Genomic DNA, 20,945 nt, shown 5'->3' on the forward strand with positions numbered 1-20,945 from the left:
CAACTTCCGCTGCCGGACTTCAGGCTTCCCCGTAGGCCATCGAGCCGCCTTTGATTCAAGCGCGCGAACGAAGCATCGGGAGCCGCCGGACTCTCCAGCGCGATCTGAAGCAACAAGCCTTGTTCGATGGGCGCAGATTGCACAGAACGGGAGGCCAAAATCCAGATGGGATCGAACTAATTCATAGTGGTCATGGAGTCTGCAACGAGCGCTGTGTCACCGTGGATCCCAACGAGGGGATCGGCCTGATCGAATGTAGACTTCGTGAGGCTAAATTAGTGACAGTCAGGTTTCGTCCCATCGGCGAGGTTTGAGACTGGTGGTCATAAACCTGGCGATCGGCACGTCGACGTAAGGGCAGCCGGAAGTGCAATCACGGCTGATACTCACTTAGGAATTGCTAAACGGATAGATATTGCGCTAGTCGGATTCTTCGGGGTACTTTTTGCTTATCGCCGAGAATCGTTTTTGCAACGCTAAACGAAGTTCTGAGCCTGCATTGCGTGTAAGAAGGTCCGTCAGAGTCTGCCAATCGTGTATGGGTTTGAGGTCCGACAGCTTTCTTGTGGTCGCGACGCGTTCATTGATGGCCTTCGTGCGTAAGAGGGTCTTCACATCTATATCTTGCCAAACCATGAGTCGAGACAATTCGTCCCAATTCGACTTCAAGATTGCGGTGCCCGTATGATGAGGGAAACTCTGCCACCAACTTGCGATTATCCTTTCCATGGCGTCGATTTGCTTGTTGCGTCTTCTGTTTTTGGCCTGGTCGTTTCCTTTAAGACCAGACTTTGGGGGAATGGGAAGCGCCAGGTTTTGTCGCAAAATGCTGGTGCCCGGAGTATGAAACGAATTTAAGGCACTAAGAAAGTGTTCAGAGCGACCATTGATAGTGCGCCTGATCTCATTCATTTGCTTCCCAATTGGAATCCGCTCTGACCAGAGACGCAGATAAGCTTGGTCGATAAAATGGGGAGAGTTCGAAGCGGCCCTTTCTACTTCAAGCTCAGCCTCAAACGATGCAAGTTCTTTTGGTTTCGCAAGATCCCAGATCAGGACGCCCTTGAGGTATTCCAAATGCTGTACTCTGCTTGCATCGCCTGTGCGCAGTACGTTCAAACGCTCGTCAGCGGAGGCACTAAGCTCATAAAACTTGCGAGCCAACTCGCACTCTTGAGAAAGCAGACTGAGGTAGGCCGTAAGATCGTGTCGGTCAAGGCAATATTCGTCGGTCGGCACGATCAATTCGCGTGCGATGCAAATCTCGCTCTGCACAACGTCCAATTCCGACTCCGTCCACGCGAGGTTCTCGAGCCTGCTACTGGGTCGCAAGGGGTCGTTATTAGGAAAGTCCTCCGGAAATGTGTCCATCAACTTCTCGATTTCATCTCGATTCTCATATGCTTTATTCGACAGTTCCTTTATTCGACTTTCACACCGTTCTCGTAACGCGTTCTTGCTCCGAATTTTCTGGGTAAGTGAGATTTGCTCTGGATCAGGTTCGGCTGCATAGGAAGGACGCAGCCTGCGTTTGTTCAACTCCAGGATGAGGCTGGCAACTTCATCCTCCTGTTCAATTGCTGTCAGCGTTGCGTCGAGAAGGTTTAACTGGACGCGTAAATACGCGAATAGTCGTCCGTCACACCGGAAATTATGCCGGTGCCAGCTCTTAATTCTGAATATGTTCTCCAAGAGAGCAGATTTTGTTTCATGCCTCGTGACCACGACCTACCCCACAAATTCTCTCCTCGCCGATTCATTGCTAAGAATGAGTGGCAGGCAGAGTTAATATCGGCAGGCACAGGCGTCTCTTCAGGATTCCGCATTTAGTCCGAATTTTCTTTAGGAGGCTTTCGGGTCTCGGAGCGTTTTGGTGCAAGGATACTCCAAGACTACTTCACGCTGTGGATGATGCTCCGCCTGCAGCAAGATTCGGTGACGGGACTCAGTCGTACTCAAAGCGTAGGGGGAACGTCTAAACTGGTGAAGATAAGAGCCGCAACCGCCCTTTCGAACGCGCGACAGTGGATTGTGTCTCCGATTCTCCGGGCTCTGTCTCAGACAGTTAATGGCAAATGTTAGCCCGCTCGGAAAGAGAAATCTTCAGGGATTGCAGCGGTAGTAGCTGCCGAGTGACAGCATCGAATCACGGCTGATGGTTGCCTCAGATTCCCCATCTTCTTTCAGTTCAATTTGCGTGAAGTCCTCTAAGGTGGAATTGAGCTAGCGAATAAGTGTCGATTGGGCTCATTTCCCCGTCGGGCGGGGTAACCTTTTGGTATGCAGCGATGGCCGCTTCGTTTTCACCGAACTGCTCGTAGATACTGCCAAATCCGAACCATACGGCGGAGTTTGGCTCAGTCAGATTGGCTGAAGACATAGCGTCCAGGAGCAACTGGCGGCCTTCGGTCGTCTTTCCCTGCGCTGCATATAGGCAGGCGAGTGTATGCAGGTCGGCGAAGCTGGAGTTCTTGCTCAAGAGATTAGCCTGTTGTCCCGCCTGTATTGATTCTGGATCGAGATGGTTATCGAAGAGCGCCAGCCAGGCGAAACTGTTGTAGTCATTGCTGGTGGCTTTGCCTGAGTCAAGGACGGCTCGGAGGGATTTTCGCGCATCTACAAAATCAGATCGCGATTCCGCCTCCAAGGCAGATTGAGCGAGGAGATCTCTATCATTAGGCCGTTTTGTTAGACGATCATTCAGTAAACTTGACCAGGCGGCGAAGTCCTTGAGCTGGGCATAGGCGTGGCCCGCGAGGGTAATTGCTGTAACGGAATCGGGGTACTGACCGAGTAGCTCCGTGATGTAGGGTCTGGCTTCGGCAGCTTTCTCGTGATTGAGCCACGCGCAGGCGAGCAACAGGGCTAGATCAGAACGGGAAGTAGTGGGAGTCTTTTGATAAAGAGCGATTGCCGGGTCGAGGGGGATCTGGCTCGCGTGTTTTTGTATCGTAAGAGCGATGGCCGCAATCTGGATGGCCTCAGCCGTGGATTGAGAAGTGTTTGTAGAACCCTCTGTCCAGAACCGGGCAAAGAGATCACCTTCCAGAGGATCATCGCCTCCCCCACGATGAACCAAGCTACGTTTCCAGTCCAGAAGACTTCGCGCCTCGATTTCGCGACCATTCATGAGCAGGTAAATCGCATAGTTGCCGACCTCTGCATTGTCCGTCCCAGAAGCGACGATCTTATAGGTGCCGCCTTCGCGGGTTACGAAGAACGGTTGCGCTGCAGCTCCAATTGACTGCAACGTAACTCTGTATCCCTGCTTGTCATCGCCTGTTGAGGTGAACTTCATATTCCCAATGATGATGTCACGCATTACGGCTTCTGGAATCTGAGCCCTCTGCGCGATAGTAACCAGAAAACCCGATGAGTCATTGTGCTCGAGATTGTGATTCCACTCTGCATCCGTGGCGTAGGCGTGGTGAGTGAGAATGCTTGGTACGGTCTGGCGAAGCGTCCCCTTCATCATGGAAGTCATCATGAGTTGGACGGGGGCACGGGGATCGGATGACGGAAAGGCATCTGGGGTCCCGTGATGTAGATTGCGGTAGATATCAATCTGACGAGAAAGGTCAGCGGCGTTGTCCTGCCCCTGGATGCTTGCAGCGAGAATCTCCGCAGCTTGCGAATACAAACAGAGACGGACTAGTTGTTGACCAGCGAGACGCAAAGCGGTGTTTTTTTGCTGCGAATCTCCGGCACGGTCAGCTCTTTGAAGTGCAGAAGGGATAGATTGTGATGCGGCGACTGCGGTGATGGCGATCGCTTCCCGAGTGGGGTTTGAGGGCTGATTAGCAAGCTCCGTCAGTACGTCAGCGAACTGCCGGTTGTAAAGCATAGCGTATAGGAGGTTGTCCTCGTAGGGAGTTGCAGCAGCCTTGTCTACCTCTTTGAGCTCACGGTACTCGCGGACCGCATCAGACAGGCTGGAACCATCAGCATATCGATCACCTTGAGAGTTGTATTCATAAAGTACGGCGAAGCCGGTCCGAATCCCAACATCGTCAGGGTCAAGCAGCTTAGCCTTCCGATAGGCTTCGATAGAAGCCTGCCGATCAAAACCCTTCCCAACGAATACGCCTATCGCGTTGTATTCGAGGGCGGTTGCGAGCTGTGCAAAAGCGATACTCGAATGAGGATCTAGTGTGGTCGCCAGTCGAGCTTCTTTCTGAGCCTGTTCACCCAGACCCACCCTGAGAAGAGCCGCTGACATCTGCACATGATGTATGGCTTCCGAGGGATGAGCGGCGATCAGAGAGCGATCGGCAGTCAGAGCCTGCTTAACTTTTCCGTCGGCAAGAAGCTTCGCGCCGGACTGATCTCCGTAGATCAAAAGATAGTCTTTGCGATTTTCCTCAAGAACAGCTTTACGGAGGGCGAGGCCTTCATCGAGCGAGTAGCGTTGTTTCCCTGTATCGAAACGATAGATTGCAGTGATAACCGGTTGAGTCTGTTGATTCGATTCCGAAGCAAAATGGCGGGTCAGGATTGCTGGACCCATCTGTACAGTTTGATCTTCAGGAAGCGTTCGTGGAATGAAGCCGTCAGGAAAGGTAATGCGATAGTGCCACTCCGTTACGAATGGATGAATCAGGTATTCGCTGGACCGTGACCGCTCCTTTTTCTGACGGTCGCCTTCCTGCTCCGGAGTCAACTTCGCGCTATCGGTCTGAATATCTGTTGAGAACCATCCCGGAAGGCGGGACAGCACACCCGCTGGGGGTATCGCGACGGCTGTTTCGTTGAGGCCAGACGATCCTCTCGCCGCATCCGCCATGTCCAGACGCAAAACGAATGGCTTTGAGAAATCACTTCCATCGCCGTGATCGATCCGCGTCAATGACTTGGCGGCATAGGCCCGTTTGCTATATTGCTCGAGATCTTCCTTAACGGTCTTGCTATCACCCACGCCATATAGAGACCGGTAGTCGGCATCAATGTGGCCGGTGGTGCTGGACGACTCGACGATGTGAGCTGGTCCGAACGGGGCAAGTGTGATCTCGCGGGATTCAACGAGCACATTGTCGTTGGGTTTTGGCGCAGGTGTCAGGGTGAGTGCTGTTGTCCCGTCCGCAATGACGAGAGCGAGACGTCCTTGATCGCCGTAAGGAAGACTGCCGACACTCGTAAATTCAGCGGTCGCGTCGATCCATAGTTCTGATTCGCCGCTGACTGACGCGGGTACATGGACGATCGCATGATCAAACTGGTTCATGCCAGGAAGGTCGGGGTTCACATCTAATCCGGGGCCAACATTTAGAAGGGCCAGGTTCGCTGGGATACCGGAGGCACGAAGCATTGCAATCAGGAATACAGCCTTGTCCTTGCAGTCACCGTAGTGGCGTTTGACGATCTCTGCCGGCGTTTGGGGTTGGAGGCTGGACTCGCCAAATTCGATGCCGGTATACCGAATCTCATGATGCAACCTCGCAACCAAAGTCTGTATCGTGGCGAGGCGATCCTTGGATGTACTTGCGGGAAGTAACGCTTTGATGCCGTCAGGACCGATCTGTGGTTCCGCGATCTTCTGGTACGCAGTGGCCACGGCCGACCAGGAGGCTCCTGTAGAGAACTCGATGTACGGATATAGAGGCTTGTCAGTAGGCAAACCGATATCAGAGACGGGGGAAAGCGAGACGGGACTTTGATCGAAGGTACTGCGGCGAATATTGTCTAGCTGTTGAGTCTGAACGGTCGCGTCCGGAAGCGAGTAGACCTTGGAGTGAAAGGGAAAGTCGGCGGGAGTTTCAACGATTAGACGGGAACGGACGACCGGTACGTCTCGCGACAGGTAGACGCGATAAACGCAGCCACCAGAGAAAAACGGGAGTTTATCCGCGACAGTTGTCTCCTCCTCAACTATAGAGCCGACGGCAAGAGAAGGCAGGGGCCCCTTGTAGATCCGTGCGTCGGAGAAAGTGCCGTTGTCTTCGTTTCGAGCCGGAACATTGGTGAGGGTATGGGGATCGAGGTCAGAGGCTCGACCATCAGGCTGGAGTATGCGTGCACGAATTGAAGGTTGATTTTGATACCAAGGATCCCACTGGACCGATGTCTGACTCCACTCATCTACTCCCGCTTTATTTTCGATGCGGTAAAGAAGACTGTGAACCCGAGTGATTTTGCCGGATGCGTCGAAACGGTAGTGCTCCTGCTCGAAGAGCACAGTGACGTTGGCGAATGGCTCTGGTTTGATGTGTGCGGCTGCCGCTTTGATCTCCGCCGCAGACGCTGTAAATGCAGGTCCGTCGATAGGCCAGCTGGGAGTTTGAGCGTTGAGGAAAGGTGAGAAGGCGAGAGCAAGAAGGACAGCATGGCTGAAGCAACCGAGCTTGAACATGTACGAGGGAGCCTGGAATTTGACGTTGAGCACAGCATACTACGTGGACTAAAGCATCATAGGGATTCCTTGGAAACTCGCCGTACAACTTCCGTTTTTTTCTCCGGTCAGATGCGATCGAGCCGGAGAAAAAAACGTGTAGACGATCGAATCGTTCTGCCCTCGCGAACCTGTCTGGTGGTGCTCGCTTGCACCTCCGTAGTACAGCGAAGAACCCCAGCATTTGTTTTTTTGCTTTCAACGCGAAGGTTCGGCCGCTATCGTGCCCAGATCCTTACACACTCCTGGGCCAGGTTATTAGCTCGCTGAGTAATCTGCTCTTCGCCCCAAACCTCGCGATCTGCAATCCATTGGTTGAGTTCTATATGGCTATCCCGATAAATTTCCTTTTTGGCGGCGAATGACTGGTTACTGAGCTGTGGGTTATACCCCGTGAGCGTCAAATTTCCCAGTGTGTGTAGAAGTCGGTCTTTGATTTCTTCAGCTTCTGGTCCCAAAGTTGTTAGCCAGTCCGCCGAGAGAACTTGAGGCATCACATGTTCGATTTGCATCTGGTCCAGAACTGCCATTTCGCGATGATCTTGGACTTCCTCGAGTTTTCTCAGAACATGCGGAGTACTCTTTTTCCCATACTGTTGCTGAGTGAGTATGGCTTGCACGAATTCTGCATCCGTAGGCCATCTCATTCGGCCGGTGGCAGCTGCGAGCCTGTTGTTTGTCGAATTGACGATATCTGAGGGTTCGAGAAGCCCCGCAGCTTGTACAAACAGTTGGTCAATCGCGTTATTTGGTAAGCCAACCACAGCGCGTCGCACCAAATATGACTCCAGCAAATCTAGACACTTTGAAGTGTCGTCTGCAGAAGCCGCGCCTGCGTCCATCGCGCCGTATAGCTTAAGAAGCAATGGATAACAACTACTTACGTCAAGTGCTTCTAACGCTTTAAGCCTCGATCTCAATGCCGTCAGTTCTTCCCGTTCGGGATTGAGAAAGCGCTCATAATACTCAGAGTCGCGGTTGAGGCTCTTTATCTCTCCCTCTAACAAGGAAGTGTCTTGTAACCGCTCGATTCTCTCTTTGAAAGACGAATAGATCGTGTTTTTTCGTACCTCGGTACCGTCTTTACGTCCATAATGCATGAGAAAAGTTGTGAGTTTTTCTCCCAACCGCTGCTCCATCGGTACCCATTGCTCTCGATATACACGCTCCTGATCACTGTCACTATCGAGAGTGTTTTTGAATTTCATCAGGATATAGTTGCGCACAAGATCGGCATGAGTCAGTGGTTCACCTAAATAATTGAGACTCTCAAAGATGACGTATGGATCGTCTTGCTCATCGAGATTTATCATTACAACTCGTAGTTTCGTCTCCAGAGTTGCCATGACATCTGCAGGGGTCGGAGCGCCCTCCTCATCGTCCCTCAGCCTCTTTACAAAGTGCTTGTAGGCTCGGGCCATAAGATGATCGGAAGCTATGACCGGTTCATTGTTTACCAACCTCACAAATATGTCTCGATCTCCCTGCGTCGGTAGAATCTTTAGGTGGTCAGCACCCTCAAAATGACGATTCGTTAAAAAATCATCTATTCTCGCACTTCCACGCTCATCCAGAAATCCGCGGAGAGCACACAGGAGAATAGATATTGTCGTTAGACGCTGCTGGCCATCGATTATTAAACTCTTATTCACGCCTACTGGAACTGTGTTTGTAGGAACCGAAACTATAGCTCCCATGAAGTGAGTGTGCTGAGGCCCACTTTCGATCAATTCGACTATGTCATCCCAAAGCCGGTCCCAATTCTTCTTTGTCCAACTGTATCTTCTCTGAAATAGGGGGATTACGCTTTGCTTCGTACCATCAAAATAATCAATCAAACGCACCGGACTCGTCTGCAATTTAATGCGCTCCTTTTGTTCACTCCACGGTAACACTCTTTGTGACATTTCTCGGTAAAACCCATTTTCAGTCGTGGACGGGTGACCCGCGTCTACCCGCAGCACTACAAATGGGGTGCCCCATCTTCGCGACAGTCTCGTCGCGCCGCCCGTGAGACCGAGCAGTAGGAGCACCCATCCGAACCTGATCGACGAGCATGCGCGGGAGTGTCTAATGATCCGGGCGGATCGGCGCTGGAGCTCGGCCAGGGTCATTGGAGCACTGGCTGATGTCATGGTGTGGAAAGGGGTGCCAGAACACATACATTCAGACAACGGACCGGAGTTCGTCGCAAAGGATCTGCGTAAATGGCTTGCGAACACAGGAGCAAAGACGCTGAACATCGAACCGGGCTCTCCTTGGGAGAACGGATACTGCGAATCGTTCAACTCCAAACTCAGAGATGAGTTCCTCAACGGAGAGATCTTCTACTCCATCAAAGAGCTTAGCGTGCTGGCCGAACGCTGGCGCGTCCACCACAACACTGTCAGTGCAGGCCATTAAGACCTTAGGTTTCGAAGAAGATGCTACCGACGCTTCAATACACTGGCCACTCGCTTCGCGAGGGTGCCCCAGGGTGGCCCCAGCTGTTCAAAGACATTCAGCATTCCTACCTTGTAAACCGAACGCATGTGGCTGAACCGTCGGAACCCATCGCGCCCGTGATAGGCACCCATCCCGCTCGCGCCGACGCCACCGAACGGAAGCCCGTCTTGTGCGATATGGAGAAGAGTCCCGTTGATTGTGACGCCACCGGAACTGACTCGTTCGAGAACCCTATTCTGCGTAATTTTGTCGTTGCTGAAACAGTAGAGTGCCAGTGCTTTTGGCCGCTCATTGATGAAATCGAATGCTTCTTCGAGCGTTCCGTAAGAAACAATCGGCAGGACTGGCCCAAAGATCTCATCCTGCAACAACGAGCAGCCTGCGGGGGCACCGAGTACGACCGTAGGGGCAATCGCCGCCTGTTGGAGCTCTGACTTTGTCGTGAGCAACGTTGCTCCCCCCGCCTTCGCTTCGGCTAAAGCATCGAGGAGCCGCGCTCGATGACGTTCATTGATTATGGTGCTGTAATCAGGATTATCTTGGATGGTCGGATAAGCTCGTTGTGCTCGCTTGATGACCTCTTCGGCAAATTCGCGACACAGATCCGATGGAACAAGAACGTAGTCAGGCGCAATACACGTCTGTCCTGCGTTCAGGAACTTTCCGAAAGCGATGCTTCGGGCTGCTTTCTCCAGGGAGTAATCGGCGCAAACGATTGCTGGTGACTTTCCGCCAAGCTCGAGCGTTACAGGCGTAAGATTTTCCGCTGCCGCCTTCATCACCTCGCGTCCTATAGAGGTCGACCCAGTGAAAATAAGATGATCGAAGGGAAGGCGTGCGAACTCGCGGGCGATAGATGGGCCACCTGTAATTACCGTTACCTCTGTGGTATCGAAGTGGGATGAGATGAGCTTGTGGAGGAGTTCTGAGAAGCAGGGCGTGAGTTCAGAAGGTTTGATCATGACACGGTTCCCTGCGGCGATCGCGTCGACAAGCGGCGAGAGGCTCAGTAGTAGCGGGTAGTTCCAGGGCGCGATAATGCCTATGACTCCGAGTGGTTCATAACGGATCCAGGCACGACCAGGCTGGAACGCCAGGTCAACCGGTCGTGCCTCCGGACGCATCCAAGCGCCAAGATTTCGACGGGTATGGCGGATCGCATTCAAGACCGGGATCATTTCAAGCATCTCCGTTTCCGCAGTCGACCGATTCCCGAAATCATTGCAAATACTCTTTTTAATCTCCTCACCATTTTCGAGGATCAGGGCACGAATAGTCTTGAGGGACTCCGCACGTTGCTTGATCGTTAGTGTTGGCACAGTTCGAGACGCAAGGCGTTGCACTCGGAACAGATCACGTAGTGCATCTAGAGTCGTTTCGTCATTGATCCTCGTGCTCACGTCGGTGAGTTGCGGCATGGCCTCTAGCTCCGATCGTTAGTTTGCCGTCCGATGAATGTGATCATGCTGCTATACACGCCTAGAACTCTCCCAACAATAAGGTCGAAAATTGGGGTTGGCAAGACACCCTTGAGAAAAGGGAGCCCATAGGTTTGCCATGGGATACGCAATCGTGGCTGATTTTTTTCAATGGCATTGAAGACCGCCCGGGCTGCATCCTTCGGTTCCATCAGCGGCACCGGGGAGATGACTTGACGCCCGCGAACATACGCGTATCGTTTCTAGACCGCAAGCGCTGACATCCATTAGTCATTCATCATAGGTGTTGTGCACGCGTGGGGCCACCTACGGACGACTCGCCTTTTATGTTTCTCTCTACAGCCTATCCAGAGTAAAGTGGATGTGTTCCAAAAGTTGAGAAATTGACCGTGGATGGTTCCGAAAGCGGACCGGAGTAAGGGTTCGTTCGGGAGGGTCCATGGCTGAGGAATGCTTGCCAATCTTCCGACACATCGTCCAGTCGTTGTCACCTTTCCTGCGCGGCTTTGCTGCGTTTATAGTCGCGTTGTGGATAGCGTTTCTTGTCAGGATGATCTGGCAAGCAATGAAGGTTCATGCCGCCAATAGGGCAATCCTCGGTCTCCTCGCTTCCGTACCGGAGGCTAGCAGCGAGGAACGTATTGATGGCCTGCCGCTCGACCGAATTAACCAGTTGCGTTCAGCCTTTCAAAACTCAAATGATCATGCACGATACTGGTGGAACTCCATCGAAGCATCGCTGCTGCCGCTGGCTTCCTCCCTCTCGGAAGATCGTTGGTTCGTATCGAACGCTGCACGGGATTTGTTCAGCTCCGAGGAACTCTTCGAGGAGTATGCAGACGTTTCCCACCAAGCAGTCCCCGGAATCCTCACGGCACTAGGTCTTCTGGGCACATTCAGTGCACTGCTCTTAGGCTTGGCAGATCTCCGATACACGGATAAGGCAGTATTGGGGCTATCGGACCTAATAAACGCCCTCTCGGGGAAATTCTTCACATCGGTACTTGCCCTTGGTTCCAGTCTTATCTTCGTCCTTGCTGAGCGCTTTTTCTTTGCGACCAGATTCGAGACTTTGTACGCGAAGATTTGCGGACGGTTCGACAGGGTGTTTCCGCGCATTACCCAAGAGCGAGTTCTCATCGACATTCGAAAGGAAGCACTAAGCCAGTCTGTCTCCCTATCGAATATCAGTAGCGATCTCGTGGGCCAACTCACGGGAGCATTTCAGCAAACGATCCTTCCGAGCCTTTCGATTGACCTCGCGGAACAGCTGACTAAGCAGCTTCTCCCTGCCATTCAGAAAATGGAAGGCGCTTTGGAGCGTCTTGAATCGCAAAAGCAAGACTCCGTCGTTGGAGAGTTCCGATCCTTGGTCGCAACGTTGGAAACGTCGATCACCAAAGCTCTGTCTGATATGGGTTCGCGGTTCCATGAACAACTGACGGGATCTGCGCACTCCGAATTCGCGGGGGTTCAGGAGACTCTCTCCGGTACCTCGCAGATGCTGCTGCAAATGAATGCACAGTTCGAGCTTACCCGGTCTGCTCTTTCGAACCTAGTGGACGCAGCGAATACATCTTCTGACCATCAAGCCAAAGCGAGCCAAGAACAGGCAGACGCTTTGCGTCAACTCATGCACGGTCTCATCGAAGAGATGGGCAAGAATGCAAGTTCCAATTTGCAGAACATCGCGGGTGCTCTGACGAATGTGATTTCGGATCTGTCTAGAAAGGTAGAAGACGTATCTGAAACGATGATTCGTACTGTAAGTGACGCCGCGCAAGGAAGCCAGAGTTCCACGGATGCGCTGATTGCTAAGAGTGGGGCCTGGACAGAGGCCACGAGTCAACAATTGACGAGTCTTCTTGAATCTATCGAGGCTCGAAGCGCAGAGTTCAAAGCGGCTGGGCAAAGCCTGCTTGATGCAAAGGGTCTGCTCGCCGATGTATTAGACCGAAATGCGTCCGCTCTTCGGTCGATGGAAGCGGCAGCGAGGCAGGTCGAAGGCTACACTACAGCCTTGACCGTTGTCGCTCGTAGCACGGACGATACGCAGCGGCGCCAGGCTGAGGTTGTGGCCTTGAGCAGACAAGTCGTCGAGGAGCTGAAACAGACAAGCGCCGGCAACCAGAGCATTCTGGATCAGTACAACCGCAGTCTGAACGAAGCCAAGACAGTGTTTGGCTCTCTCGATACGCAGATTGAAACTCTCCTGACAAAAATAAACGCAGGAATGCGGGAATATGTACAGACGGTAGAAAACAACTTCGGCGTAATCGTCAAACACTCGAACGATTACTTGCCGGAAATCTCTCGTGTCCTTCAAAGTCAGATTCAAGAGCTCGAACGACAGCTTGAAGAGTTGACGTCGGTATTCAGCAATGCGCTTCAATCGGGAGCGAAGTAAATGCGACCCCGTGAGAAGCACGATCATCTGTCGAGCTCCTTTACAGATCTGATGTCCTCACTTGTTGTGATTTTCATTCTACTGTTCCTGGCCTTTGTACACGAACAGGAAGGACGTCAGGAAAGTATTAAGGACAAGCTGCTAGCGGAGTTGCAACAGCAACTCAAGGAAGCAAACCTTGATCAGCAGAACATCAAGAAGGACGGAGACGCGGTAGTCATAATCGTGCCGGAAGGACTCATGAATTTTGAGACAGGAAAGTCGGATTTGAAGGACGGGGGCAGGGCATTTCTGGAGAAGTACATCCCTCCCATCTCGAAAATGCTTGTGAATGACTTTCAGAACGATGTCGATTCCTTGATCGTGGAGGGTTACACCGATAGACAGCGAGCGGCTGGAAGTTCCGAAGAACAAGGCGAAGCGCAAAATCTCATTCTTAGCCAGGAGCGCTCTATGAAAGTCGTAGAGGAATCTCTAAACGATCTGACAGGCCCCGACAAAGTTCGCGAGAGAGAGTTCTTTCTGGATCGCTTATCAGCCAGCGGGCGCGGAGAGCAACAGGCCATCCATGAGGCCGGACCCGAGAATAATCCCAATCTCCGGCGCGTCATCTTCCGCATCCGAGTCCGGTCTACTGCGCTTCAGGATGCGGCACAGGAGATCAAGGCGGACCTCCATAAATGAGTCTCCTCGATGCACTCCAAGGCTTAGCGACCTTGCCCCGCGACATTAGCTTTACGAATCTGTCCAAGGCGTGCGACCCCGCGTTCGAATTGAAGCGTCTCGATGCTGCTGTGACTGTGCTGAAGGCCAAAGCAGCAGCGATTCGTGCGCCGGACCCAACTCGGATCGAGAGGTTGATCGCTCGTTTCAAGCAAGCCGACCAAAACCTAGATGGCTTCGACCCGGGCGAGGTTCGGCTGCTCGCATGGAACAATGAGATGCTTTTGAACCCGCACTTTAGATCCCAACTTGCGAAAAGGGTTCGGTCTGGCGTCGTCAAACCCAATCTCTTGGTCTTGAGCCAGGTCTATTTCGGCAATTGGGGGCAACATGCCGAACATGAGCTTTTTGAGCAAATGTTGAGGATTCTAGCGAATCAACAGGGCGGCTTTACTCCAATGCTCCAGCTTTATAAAGAGAAAGCGACCTCGATTTTCAATTCTACTGCCGATGTGTTTCTGAGTCGTTTAGTCGCTGCGGAAGATGGATCGCTGCCAGGGCTCCTTGAGAGATGGGGAGTATCGACAACCTCGCCTCTTGCGTCCGCCGTGCTAACCGCTTACATCAAGCAGGAATTGACTGAGATCGCTAATGGTCGCGTTGGCAATTTGGACGGATTGCTAGCGACTCTCCAACTCCCTCTTGTCATGCTGGCGACTTTCCAGCTCGCGATTGCGTCTCTGATTCTTTCTCCGCATACCGACCGTAACGATTTCTTCCGCAAGCGCGTTGAAGCGTTTGTTCTCGACCATCCTCGGCTCGGCGATCCGCGACTTCCACAGAATGTCCCTAAGTGGACCGGGATTGATCCCGCAGCCCAGCGCAAGTTCAGGACATGGCGTGCCACTAAGGATTTAGTGTTCTTCTTCAAGAGTGTGCTCCCAGACGGGAAAGATCCACACGGTCGTAAGGACTTTTGGCTTCGTTACGTTGATCAGGTAGTGGACTCAGTTGTAGCACTCTGCCCTTCAGATTTGCAGCGACTGCGCACCTCGCTGTCCTTGGAGCGAGTCCACCATTGCAGAATTCAGGAGAACCAAGCAATCAGTTGCTTCCTGATGCGTTTCAAAGGCGCAAGAGAGGATTTCATCGTGGCTGAGTTTAGTAACGTCGGTAAGGCCCGAATCTTCTATTACGATCGCTTCTTAGAGCGGATTGGTGATATCAATCGGCCCGAGTTCAGACTACGTGAGCTCAAGTCAGACGAGGGATTAGCGATCAGCTTCAGCCATCTGAGCAATTGGCAGAGTAAAGTACGAAGCACTCTGGCTCAGATAGGGATACGGGCGTCTTGAGCATAAGGTTGGCACAATTTGGTTCATTAGAGATGTTCGCGGAGCAGAATGGCCTCCGGTTAAAGGCCCCAGTCTCAGCCGACCTGAGCACGCGCCGTGGTTGGCCGTCTGACGCTTTGGCCATCCCCGATGTAGCCCGATTGGCTCTGGAAGTAGGACAGGCCTTGGAAATGGGCTTTGCAATCGCGTCTGAGAATGTGATTTTTGTTCCCAACGAGTTCTTTCCGCAAATAAGGCGACGCGGACTTCGTCTCACTGAGATGGCGACCGAATGGGCACCAATCTTGTTGAAGATCGAGCGGGCCAATGATATCGGGAGGCCGGAGTTCAAATATCGTTATTCATTCCTTTTTGAATCGAGGCCAATCGATTTCACACGTTTTGGGTATTTCGGAACGATCTCAGGAGACTCAAGGATTTACCGGCTCGACGATCAGACATTCGCTCTCGTGTCGGAGATGGACAGGTTTAACGCGCTTCCTCCCGCGGAAAAGGGGCGGTCGGAGAGTTGGTTGGCATTCAGCAAGGTAAAGGAGTGCGCCATTGATGTTGGGGCTCGCTTGGACAGCTACCTTTTATCTAACGACGTCGTCGTTCCTCAGCAATTGAATCTCGAGGTGCACACCTGGCCTGACGGCAGTATCAGCTTCGCTCCACAGGTGTCAGGGATCGAAGGTACTGGCTTGAAGAGGGCCTTCTTCAATAGCCCGCGGGCTCAGGATTTCTACTCGGTGGACGGTCCAAATCAATCCCGCGTCCGTGTTGTCTTTGACGAGCGGCAAACGGAAGCACTAGTGAGGATGAAGGATGTACATCACGCTAGGGGTAAGGAGAAAGAAAGGTTTCTTGAGAACCCCGAGGCCGTTTTTGAAGGACTTCTGGACGTAGTTGAGGTCAGGTATGGACGGAGAGTTACGGGAATTGGCAGCATATCGGCCCCCGCCCAAGTACCAATTGCTCGAAGTCGAAGTGTCTTGGAAACCGGACTTGCAGATCAGGGACGCAGGTCAGCTCAGAGCAGCGTTCGCCTGTCCGAAACGACAGGCGAAACTGTCGATGTCTCGCTGCCTACAACCGCGGAGAAACAAGATCTAATCGGTGCCGCTTTAGACGCGCTGGACACCGACGCATCGACTTTTACGTTTGGGGGCCGCGAATACAAGGTCGACGAAAATATCAAGTCCTATATCGCCGAGCAGACCACTCTCGCGACCAAGCCGGGAGGATTGCCCGAACCGCAGAAGACCGACGCGTACCTACTTCCCTACCAAGACGATGAGGATCTCAAGGCTTGGGACGTAAAAGACGCAGAGGAAGCTCGCCGCGCTTGTGAGCCGTCTATCGGATACGTTTTGCCTTCTACGCTACAGCCAAACGTGATCTTGAAGACCCATCAGCTCGAGGGTCTTGCCTGGTTGCAAACTTGCCATCGTCTGAGACCCTCCCGGAGAGGAAGCCTCTTGGCGGATGATATGGGGCTTGGTAAGACACTTCAAATCCTGTCGTATTTGGCTTGGTGCATCGAACATGATCGCGATCTCGGACTCTCGACTTCTGGACCGCCATGGAGACCGATTCTCGTTGTGCTACCTTTGATCCTCCTTGAGAGCAACACTTGGGAAAACGAGATCAGCGCACGCTTTCGAGCGGGTATATTCGACCCGATTCTCGTTTTGCATGGTGACAAGATAAAGGAATTGCGTAGAGGAAAGACCACGGGCAAAGAGACGAGCATCGGAAAGCCTTTGATCCCTCCGTCCGAGTTCGCAAAGTACAGGGTTGTCATAACAAACTATCAGACGCTTACGAACTATCAGCACAGCTTTGCTCAATTGATTCCTGACACACAGCGGTCGATTTGGTCCGTGCTGATCACTGATGAGGCACAGGAATACAAGTCACCGTCTACGAAAATCTCGCACGCGCTAAAAGCCCTCAACCCTGATGTCCACATCGCTTGTACTGGAACTCCAGTCGAGAATCGACTTCTTGATCTCTGGAATGTCATTGACACGGTACAGCCCGCGCTCCTTGGAACTTCGAAGGATTTCAGCACCAAGTATGAGCAGGCTGCCGGTGACTCGAGTGAACGCCTACTCGAACTGAAGCAGAGTCTTCTATTCAATACCGCCAACGCTTTCGTTCTTCGCCGAAACAAGTCCGAGGTTCTTAAGGATCTTCCGCCAAAGACATTTGAACCCCTCTACTCTGAGATGACGGAATGGGAAATCCGCATGCATCAGGAACTTTTGGATAGTGTAGACGGCGGATCACCGCTAAAAATCCTGCATAAGCTTGTTGCCTTATACCAGCATCCATCGCTACTTCGAGAGGACGGAGGAGCGCTCGACGCCAGAAAACTTCTCGACGAATCATCGAAGCTCCGAGCGGTGATCGAGCTCCTAAAGGATATTAAACTCCGCAGGGAAAAGTGTGTAATTTTCGCATACCGCATTTCGATGCAGCAGATCCTATCAACGGTGATAGAGCACGAATTTGGTCTACAGGTAGATATTGTCAACGGATCGACCGAGAAGAGCGGTGGCGTTGACGCCGGGAGTCTCGGAAGCCAGCAGGCGCGTCGAACACGAAACGCGATGCTCGAAAGATTTCGCAATACGCGTGGGTTCAACGTCATCATTCTCTCGCCATTTGTCGCCAGCATCGGTTTAACGATCACGGAGGCAAACCATGTGATTCACTACGGAAGATGGTGGAATCCAGCTGTGGAAGCGCAGGCCACCGACCGCGTTTACAGGATCGGACAGACGAATGCGGTTCACGTTCACTTGCCCATCCTTCGTGACACTCAGGGCAGATTACCTAAGAGCTTCGATCAGAATCTGCACGAACTCATACAAGAAAAGCAATTACAGGCAGAGAACTTTCTCAGCCCCCTGCCGGAAGAATCCCGAATCGGAGAGGAACTATTCGGGAAGTTGAAGGGTGAAGCGCCAACTCAGGACCTTACTGAGCCGATCACCGCAGAGACTGTCGACAAGCTTCCGCATCATCTGTTTGAGGCCCTGATCGCTCTTTTGCTTGAAAAGCAAAGTTACAAGACGATCCTTACGGCTAGATCCAATGACGGCGGAGCCGATGCGATAGCGTTTCGTGAGGGTGAACTGTGGCTCGTGCAGGCAAAGCACACGAAGAAAGATAGCCTAATCAACAGTGTTGCGATGGGCGATCTTATGGCTGCGGCACAGACGTATGCCAAGCCTCTTTCGTACTCGCTTCATCTCCTTGCCGTCACCAATGGCAGCTTCGCAGTGGACACGAGGAATGAAGCGGCACGCAATGGGATTCGTTTGCTTGATCGCCATAAGCTCATGGCCGACCTCCGCACTAACCCCGTGACCCTCGGTGCGGTCTATGCAAGGGAAGACGACCGGTGTTCGTCTTTTGCCGATGGAGTGAGAGCTGCCAACCGTTGGTTCGAGTAGATTTAGTGATCTTAATCGGTCTGATCGAGAGCCTACAGACTAACCGAAACGCCCATCTGGACGAGTGCCTCAGCCATTCGCCGCTCGAGTGCCCCTGCCTTTCGGGGACCCACGGAGAATAGTACCTTTCGGTAATCTTTACTGACTTGTGCGACAGCATTTTGGACAAATCCTGCATAGTGGTCCCGCTCAGAAGCTGAGTGACAGCAAAGGTGTCGCGCAATTGGTGCGAGTGAAATTTCATGGGTGTTCCATCGTCTTTCGTGATGGAGAGATGGTCGTTCAGGCGCTCCAGTTTACGCTGCCATCGACCGGTCAGGGACTTGTGCTTGGAGTTTCCGCTCCAGAAAAAATAGTCCGGATGAACATCTGCTCGTGGGGGAAGAGCGTTCAAGGCGGCGATGACGTGGTCCGGAATGAGTACGGTCAAGGCAGATTTGCCCTTCTGGGTTGTGAGACTGAAATTGTTTCCCTGAATGCGCGATTTGGCGCACATGAGAGCATCGCCAATGCGCAAATCCATTACTGGAGTCTACAGCGCCACATCGCATCACCACCTTGTAGAGAAAGTGCCCGGCTATCTCTGTGCCGCTACGAAGAGCGCCGCCTCAGCCTCCCGCCGCGCCCGCACCGGTGCGGAGAGGCACGGTGCGGAGGTACAGGCCGATTCCGGCACACTGGCAGGCGCAGCGGGAAACGCAGATACTGTGTTGCTGGAGCTTAAGCGCATCGCGGAAGTTTAGGGGATTAGATTAAAGCGGCCCTCAGTCGCGACTGAAAGCCGTTTTACCGTTTCGATTCGCCACTGCACCACAGCCGCTTTGATGAGCGATCAGCTCATCGCCGGTATCGAGGCTGCCGGAGAAGGGCCGCTTTGAGGTTCGGGGGCCGGAGTCGGAGGAAGGGGAACCTCGCCGAAATACGCCGCCACGGTGATCGCCGCTATGCCTGGATTTTGCGCAATCTCCGAGGGACTCTGCCCCTGTTGAGTCAGGAGTTGGACCTGCGCGTCCTGCGACAATTTGACGCTATCTGCTGAGTTCCCTGCAGGCTTCAGGGAGGCTGTATCGCGTGCTGATGGGGAAGCACTGGGTTGAGACGGGAGCGAGTCGGAGATGGAGATCGCCATAAGGTCTTCCTTTCATCTACCGAATGGAGATCGGCAGATCATCCCGGTTGATTAACCCTGTCTCAAAAAGGAACAGACCGGACACCTAGAAGGATTCTGCGGGTGATTCTATTTCGGCGGTCTGCTCGTAACAGATAGGAGCATTCAGGCCACATCGCGCCGCGTTGCTCATTGGACTGGATTGCCGTCCGCGCTGCATAGTGTGCAAGTGCGCGTTCCAGTAAATTTGCACTGTGTAAACACACAATAATGAAGCAATTCTGGTGCCCGAAGGGGGACTATGACCCTCGGTTTCGGGAAAACGCTGTGAATCAGGCTAAGTTGCTTCTGGAAGAACCACCCCTAAAAAACCGCCGTACTGCCTGGCAGGGGATTTTCCCCCACGAAAAGCTCTAAAAACAGTACGGCTTAGTACGGTCGCGAGATTAATCGTGACGCGAGGGAAGCCTCACGATATCCTCCGGCCCACCAGTCACCCGAATCGACAGGATGGTGATGTATTCCGTGAAGGAAATTGGAGCGGTTCATGGAAATGCAAACCGCTGGAAATCAGGCGCACTGAAAACACATAGGGAAGCTGAACTGCGTGGTGGAAGGGAGTTCCCGCCCAATTAGCTCACGCGGGGTCATGAAATCACCGAGGTTAAACTCTCAACGTTGACAGATTCAGTCTTCGACTCGCTTCTATTGGCAGCGTTGAAAAAGCTCACGTTCTGTCCATCAACATGAGCGTATACGACATCAGTAACCGACTTGTCATTCAGGGCTCCCGAAACCGCGCCTATACCGTCTTGCACTTCCCGACACTTTGAATCGAGCCTGAGCGACACCTCGCTCAACTGCTCTTTGCCGATTTGGATGAACTTGGACTCATCATTCAGGGACAAGCTTCTCGCCATCATTGTTGAGGCTGTGGAGTTTTTTGATGAATTCCGATTGAAGTTTTTTAAACGAATCCAAGTCGTCCTGAATGCGCGTAAGTCGGTTTGTGGCAATGTCCTTGTTCAGGGGCAGGGCAGCACGAACATATGTTGCCGAGCTTCTGACGGCAAGCGCAAGCAGACAGACGCGTGACGACTCAGAGAAGGCTTCGGTCTCTTGTTTGCTGTAGTCAATGCACTGCTTGAACGTTTTCTTTAATAAAGACTTTCCGTGCTTTGGCTTTATGCCCTCCAACCGACGATGCCCTGACTTCAGCATTACGTGCATTGTCCTGCTGGATTGCCTTTCGATGTCCTCCAATTGAGTTCCAATGACGATTACGTCCTCCGGCCCCAAATTCCCGTGCAGTGCTGATTGTGTGATCTGCACCAAATAGTGGTAATTCGCAATCAGTTCCGACTCCTCCGCGTCGATAAGGAAACTACGAATGTCATGAATCTCTCTCCCGATATGTGCGAGTTTACTGTCTATATCTGCTAAGAATTTCTTTGCCGTTACAACGGCAAGAATTTGCCACACAAACGCGGCTGCTGAATACGGATTGATAGAACTAACGATATTTCCGAGTTCCACGATTCGATACGCGTTGTTGGGGTCGATGGCGCATGGTTTGTGTGAGAGAGCAGACTTCATCAGTTCCAGTTGGCCGTTCTTCAACTGACGCGCCACCTCGGGCGAGAATCGAATGGCAAAGGTTTGCACCCCACTTGCCTCGCCAAATAGGTGGGCAGTAT

The 20,945-nt window shown here is 52.6% G+C and carries 12 protein-coding genes and 1 pseudogene; 6 read left to right on the forward strand and 7 right to left on the reverse strand.

What is annotated here, in order from left to right:
* Positions 1-420: 420 nt before the first annotated feature.
* From RBB82_RS13270 to RBB82_RS13280, 3 genes are all read right to left on the reverse strand, one after another.
* On the reverse strand, positions 421-1,692 hold the full coding sequence (locus tag RBB82_RS13270; protein ID WP_433971033.1) for a hypothetical protein: 1,272 nt from the start codon (positions 1,690-1,692) through the stop codon (positions 421-423).
* Positions 1,693-2,188: 496 nt separating this feature from the next.
* Positions 2,189-6,346 carry a DUF3857 domain-containing protein gene (locus tag RBB82_RS13275; protein ID WP_433971035.1) on the reverse strand — a complete coding sequence of 1,386 codons (4,158 nt, stop codon included), beginning with the start codon at positions 6,344-6,346 and terminating at the stop codon, positions 2,189-2,191.
* A gap of 257 nt (positions 6,347-6,603) precedes the next feature.
* Positions 6,604-8,520: a DUF262 domain-containing protein gene (locus tag RBB82_RS13280; RefSeq protein ID WP_433971036.1), complete on the reverse strand. Its 1,917-nt coding sequence runs from the start codon at positions 8,518-8,520 to the stop codon at positions 6,604-6,606.
* Between RBB82_RS13280 and RBB82_RS13285 the strand changes: the two are divergent.
* A pseudogene (locus tag RBB82_RS13285) lies at positions 8,426-8,770 on the forward strand (integrase core domain-containing protein); the annotation flags it as partial. The gene RBB82_RS13280 and the pseudogene RBB82_RS13285 sit on opposite strands and share 95 nt — an antisense overlap.
* A gap of 41 nt (positions 8,771-8,811) precedes the next feature.
* On the opposite strand, the gene RBB82_RS13290 reads toward RBB82_RS13285, so the two are convergent.
* On the reverse strand, positions 8,812-10,248 hold the full coding sequence (locus RBB82_RS13290) for a coniferyl aldehyde dehydrogenase (protein ID WP_433971037.1): 1,437 nt from the start codon (positions 10,246-10,248) through the stop codon (positions 8,812-8,814).
* A 460-nt stretch (positions 10,249-10,708) separates the two neighbouring features.
* Between RBB82_RS13290 and RBB82_RS13295 the strand changes: the two genes are divergently transcribed.
* The 4 genes from RBB82_RS13295 (at position 10,709) to RBB82_RS13310 (ending at position 18,140) form a co-directional block, all read left to right on the forward strand.
* Complete coding sequence (locus tag RBB82_RS13295; RefSeq protein ID WP_433971038.1) at positions 10,709-12,676, forward strand: hypothetical protein; 1,968 nt, start codon at positions 10,709-10,711, stop codon at positions 12,674-12,676.
* Entirely contained in the window at positions 12,677-13,360 is a 684-nt protein-coding gene (locus RBB82_RS13300; protein WP_433971039.1) for an OmpA/MotB family protein, read from the forward strand.
* The gene (locus RBB82_RS13305) at positions 13,357-14,694 is read left to right on the forward strand and encodes an EH signature domain-containing protein (RefSeq protein WP_433971040.1); all 1,338 of its coding nucleotides are present in this window, start codon (positions 13,357-13,359) and stop codon (positions 14,692-14,694) included. The genes RBB82_RS13300 and RBB82_RS13305 overlap by 4 nt, the downstream gene beginning before the upstream one ends.
* Before the next feature lie 512 nt (positions 14,695-15,206).
* A complete protein-coding gene (locus tag RBB82_RS13310; protein WP_433971041.1) occupies positions 15,207-18,140 on the forward strand; it encodes an SNF2-related protein in 2,934 nt (977 codons plus the stop codon).
* On the opposite strand, the gene RBB82_RS13315 is transcribed toward RBB82_RS13310, so the two are convergent.
* A complete protein-coding gene (locus RBB82_RS13315) occupies positions 18,043-18,663 on the reverse strand; it encodes a tyrosine-type recombinase/integrase (protein ID WP_433971042.1) in 621 nt (206 codons plus the stop codon). The two genes, RBB82_RS13310 and RBB82_RS13315, sit on opposite strands and share 98 nt — an antisense overlap.
* Between RBB82_RS13315 and RBB82_RS13320 the strand changes: the two genes are divergently transcribed.
* Entirely contained in the window at positions 18,650-18,883 is a 234-nt protein-coding gene (locus RBB82_RS13320; protein ID WP_433971043.1) for a hypothetical protein, read from the forward strand. The two genes, RBB82_RS13315 and RBB82_RS13320, sit on opposite strands and share 14 nt — an antisense overlap.
* Positions 18,884-18,972: 89 nt before the next feature.
* Here RBB82_RS13320 and RBB82_RS13325 read toward each other — a convergent pair whose 3' ends face one another.
* Together RBB82_RS13325 and RBB82_RS13330 are read right to left on the reverse strand one after the other, a co-directional pair.
* Positions 18,973-19,269, reverse strand: a complete 297-nt coding sequence (locus RBB82_RS13325; RefSeq protein ID WP_433971045.1) for a hypothetical protein — start codon at positions 19,267-19,269, stop codon at positions 18,973-18,975.
* 873 nt (positions 19,270-20,142) lie between these two features.
* Positions 20,143-20,913, reverse strand: a complete 771-nt coding sequence (locus tag RBB82_RS13330) for a hypothetical protein (RefSeq protein ID WP_433971046.1) — start codon at positions 20,911-20,913, stop codon at positions 20,143-20,145.
* Positions 20,914-20,945 lie beyond the last annotated feature (32 nt).

It is taken from the genome of Tunturiibacter lichenicola (genome assembly GCF_051013355.1).
Classification (GTDB): Bacteria; Acidobacteriota; Terriglobia; order Terriglobales; family Acidobacteriaceae; genus Edaphobacter; species Edaphobacter lichenicola_F.

Coding starts and splice junctions, on each gene's coding strand:
- RBB82_RS13275 (WP_433971035.1), bottom strand. CDS start 6,346: ATGTTCAAGCTCGGTTGCTTCAGCCATGCTGTCCTTCTTGCTCTCGCC.
- RBB82_RS13280 (WP_433971036.1), bottom strand. CDS start 8,520: ATGACATCAGCCAGTGCTCCAATGACCCTGGCCGAGCTCCAGCGCCGA.
- RBB82_RS13290 (WP_433971037.1), bottom strand. CDS start 10,248: ATGCCGCAACTCACCGACGTGAGCACGAGGATCAATGACGAAACGACT.
- RBB82_RS13295 (WP_433971038.1), top strand. CDS start 10,709: ATGGCTGAGGAATGCTTGCCAATCTTCCGACACATCGTCCAGTCGTTG.
- RBB82_RS13300 (WP_433971039.1), top strand. CDS start 12,677: ATGCGACCCCGTGAGAAGCACGATCATCTGTCGAGCTCCTTTACAGAT.
- RBB82_RS13305 (WP_433971040.1), top strand. CDS start 13,357: ATGAGTCTCCTCGATGCACTCCAAGGCTTAGCGACCTTGCCCCGCGAC.
- RBB82_RS13320 (WP_433971043.1), top strand. CDS start 18,650: ATGCGCAAATCCATTACTGGAGTCTACAGCGCCACATCGCATCACCAC.
- RBB82_RS13315 (WP_433971042.1), bottom strand. CDS start 18,663: ATGGATTTGCGCATTGGCGATGCTCTCATGTGCGCCAAATCGCGCATT.
- RBB82_RS13325 (WP_433971045.1), bottom strand. CDS start 19,269: ATGGCGATCTCCATCTCCGACTCGCTCCCGTCTCAACCCAGTGCTTCC.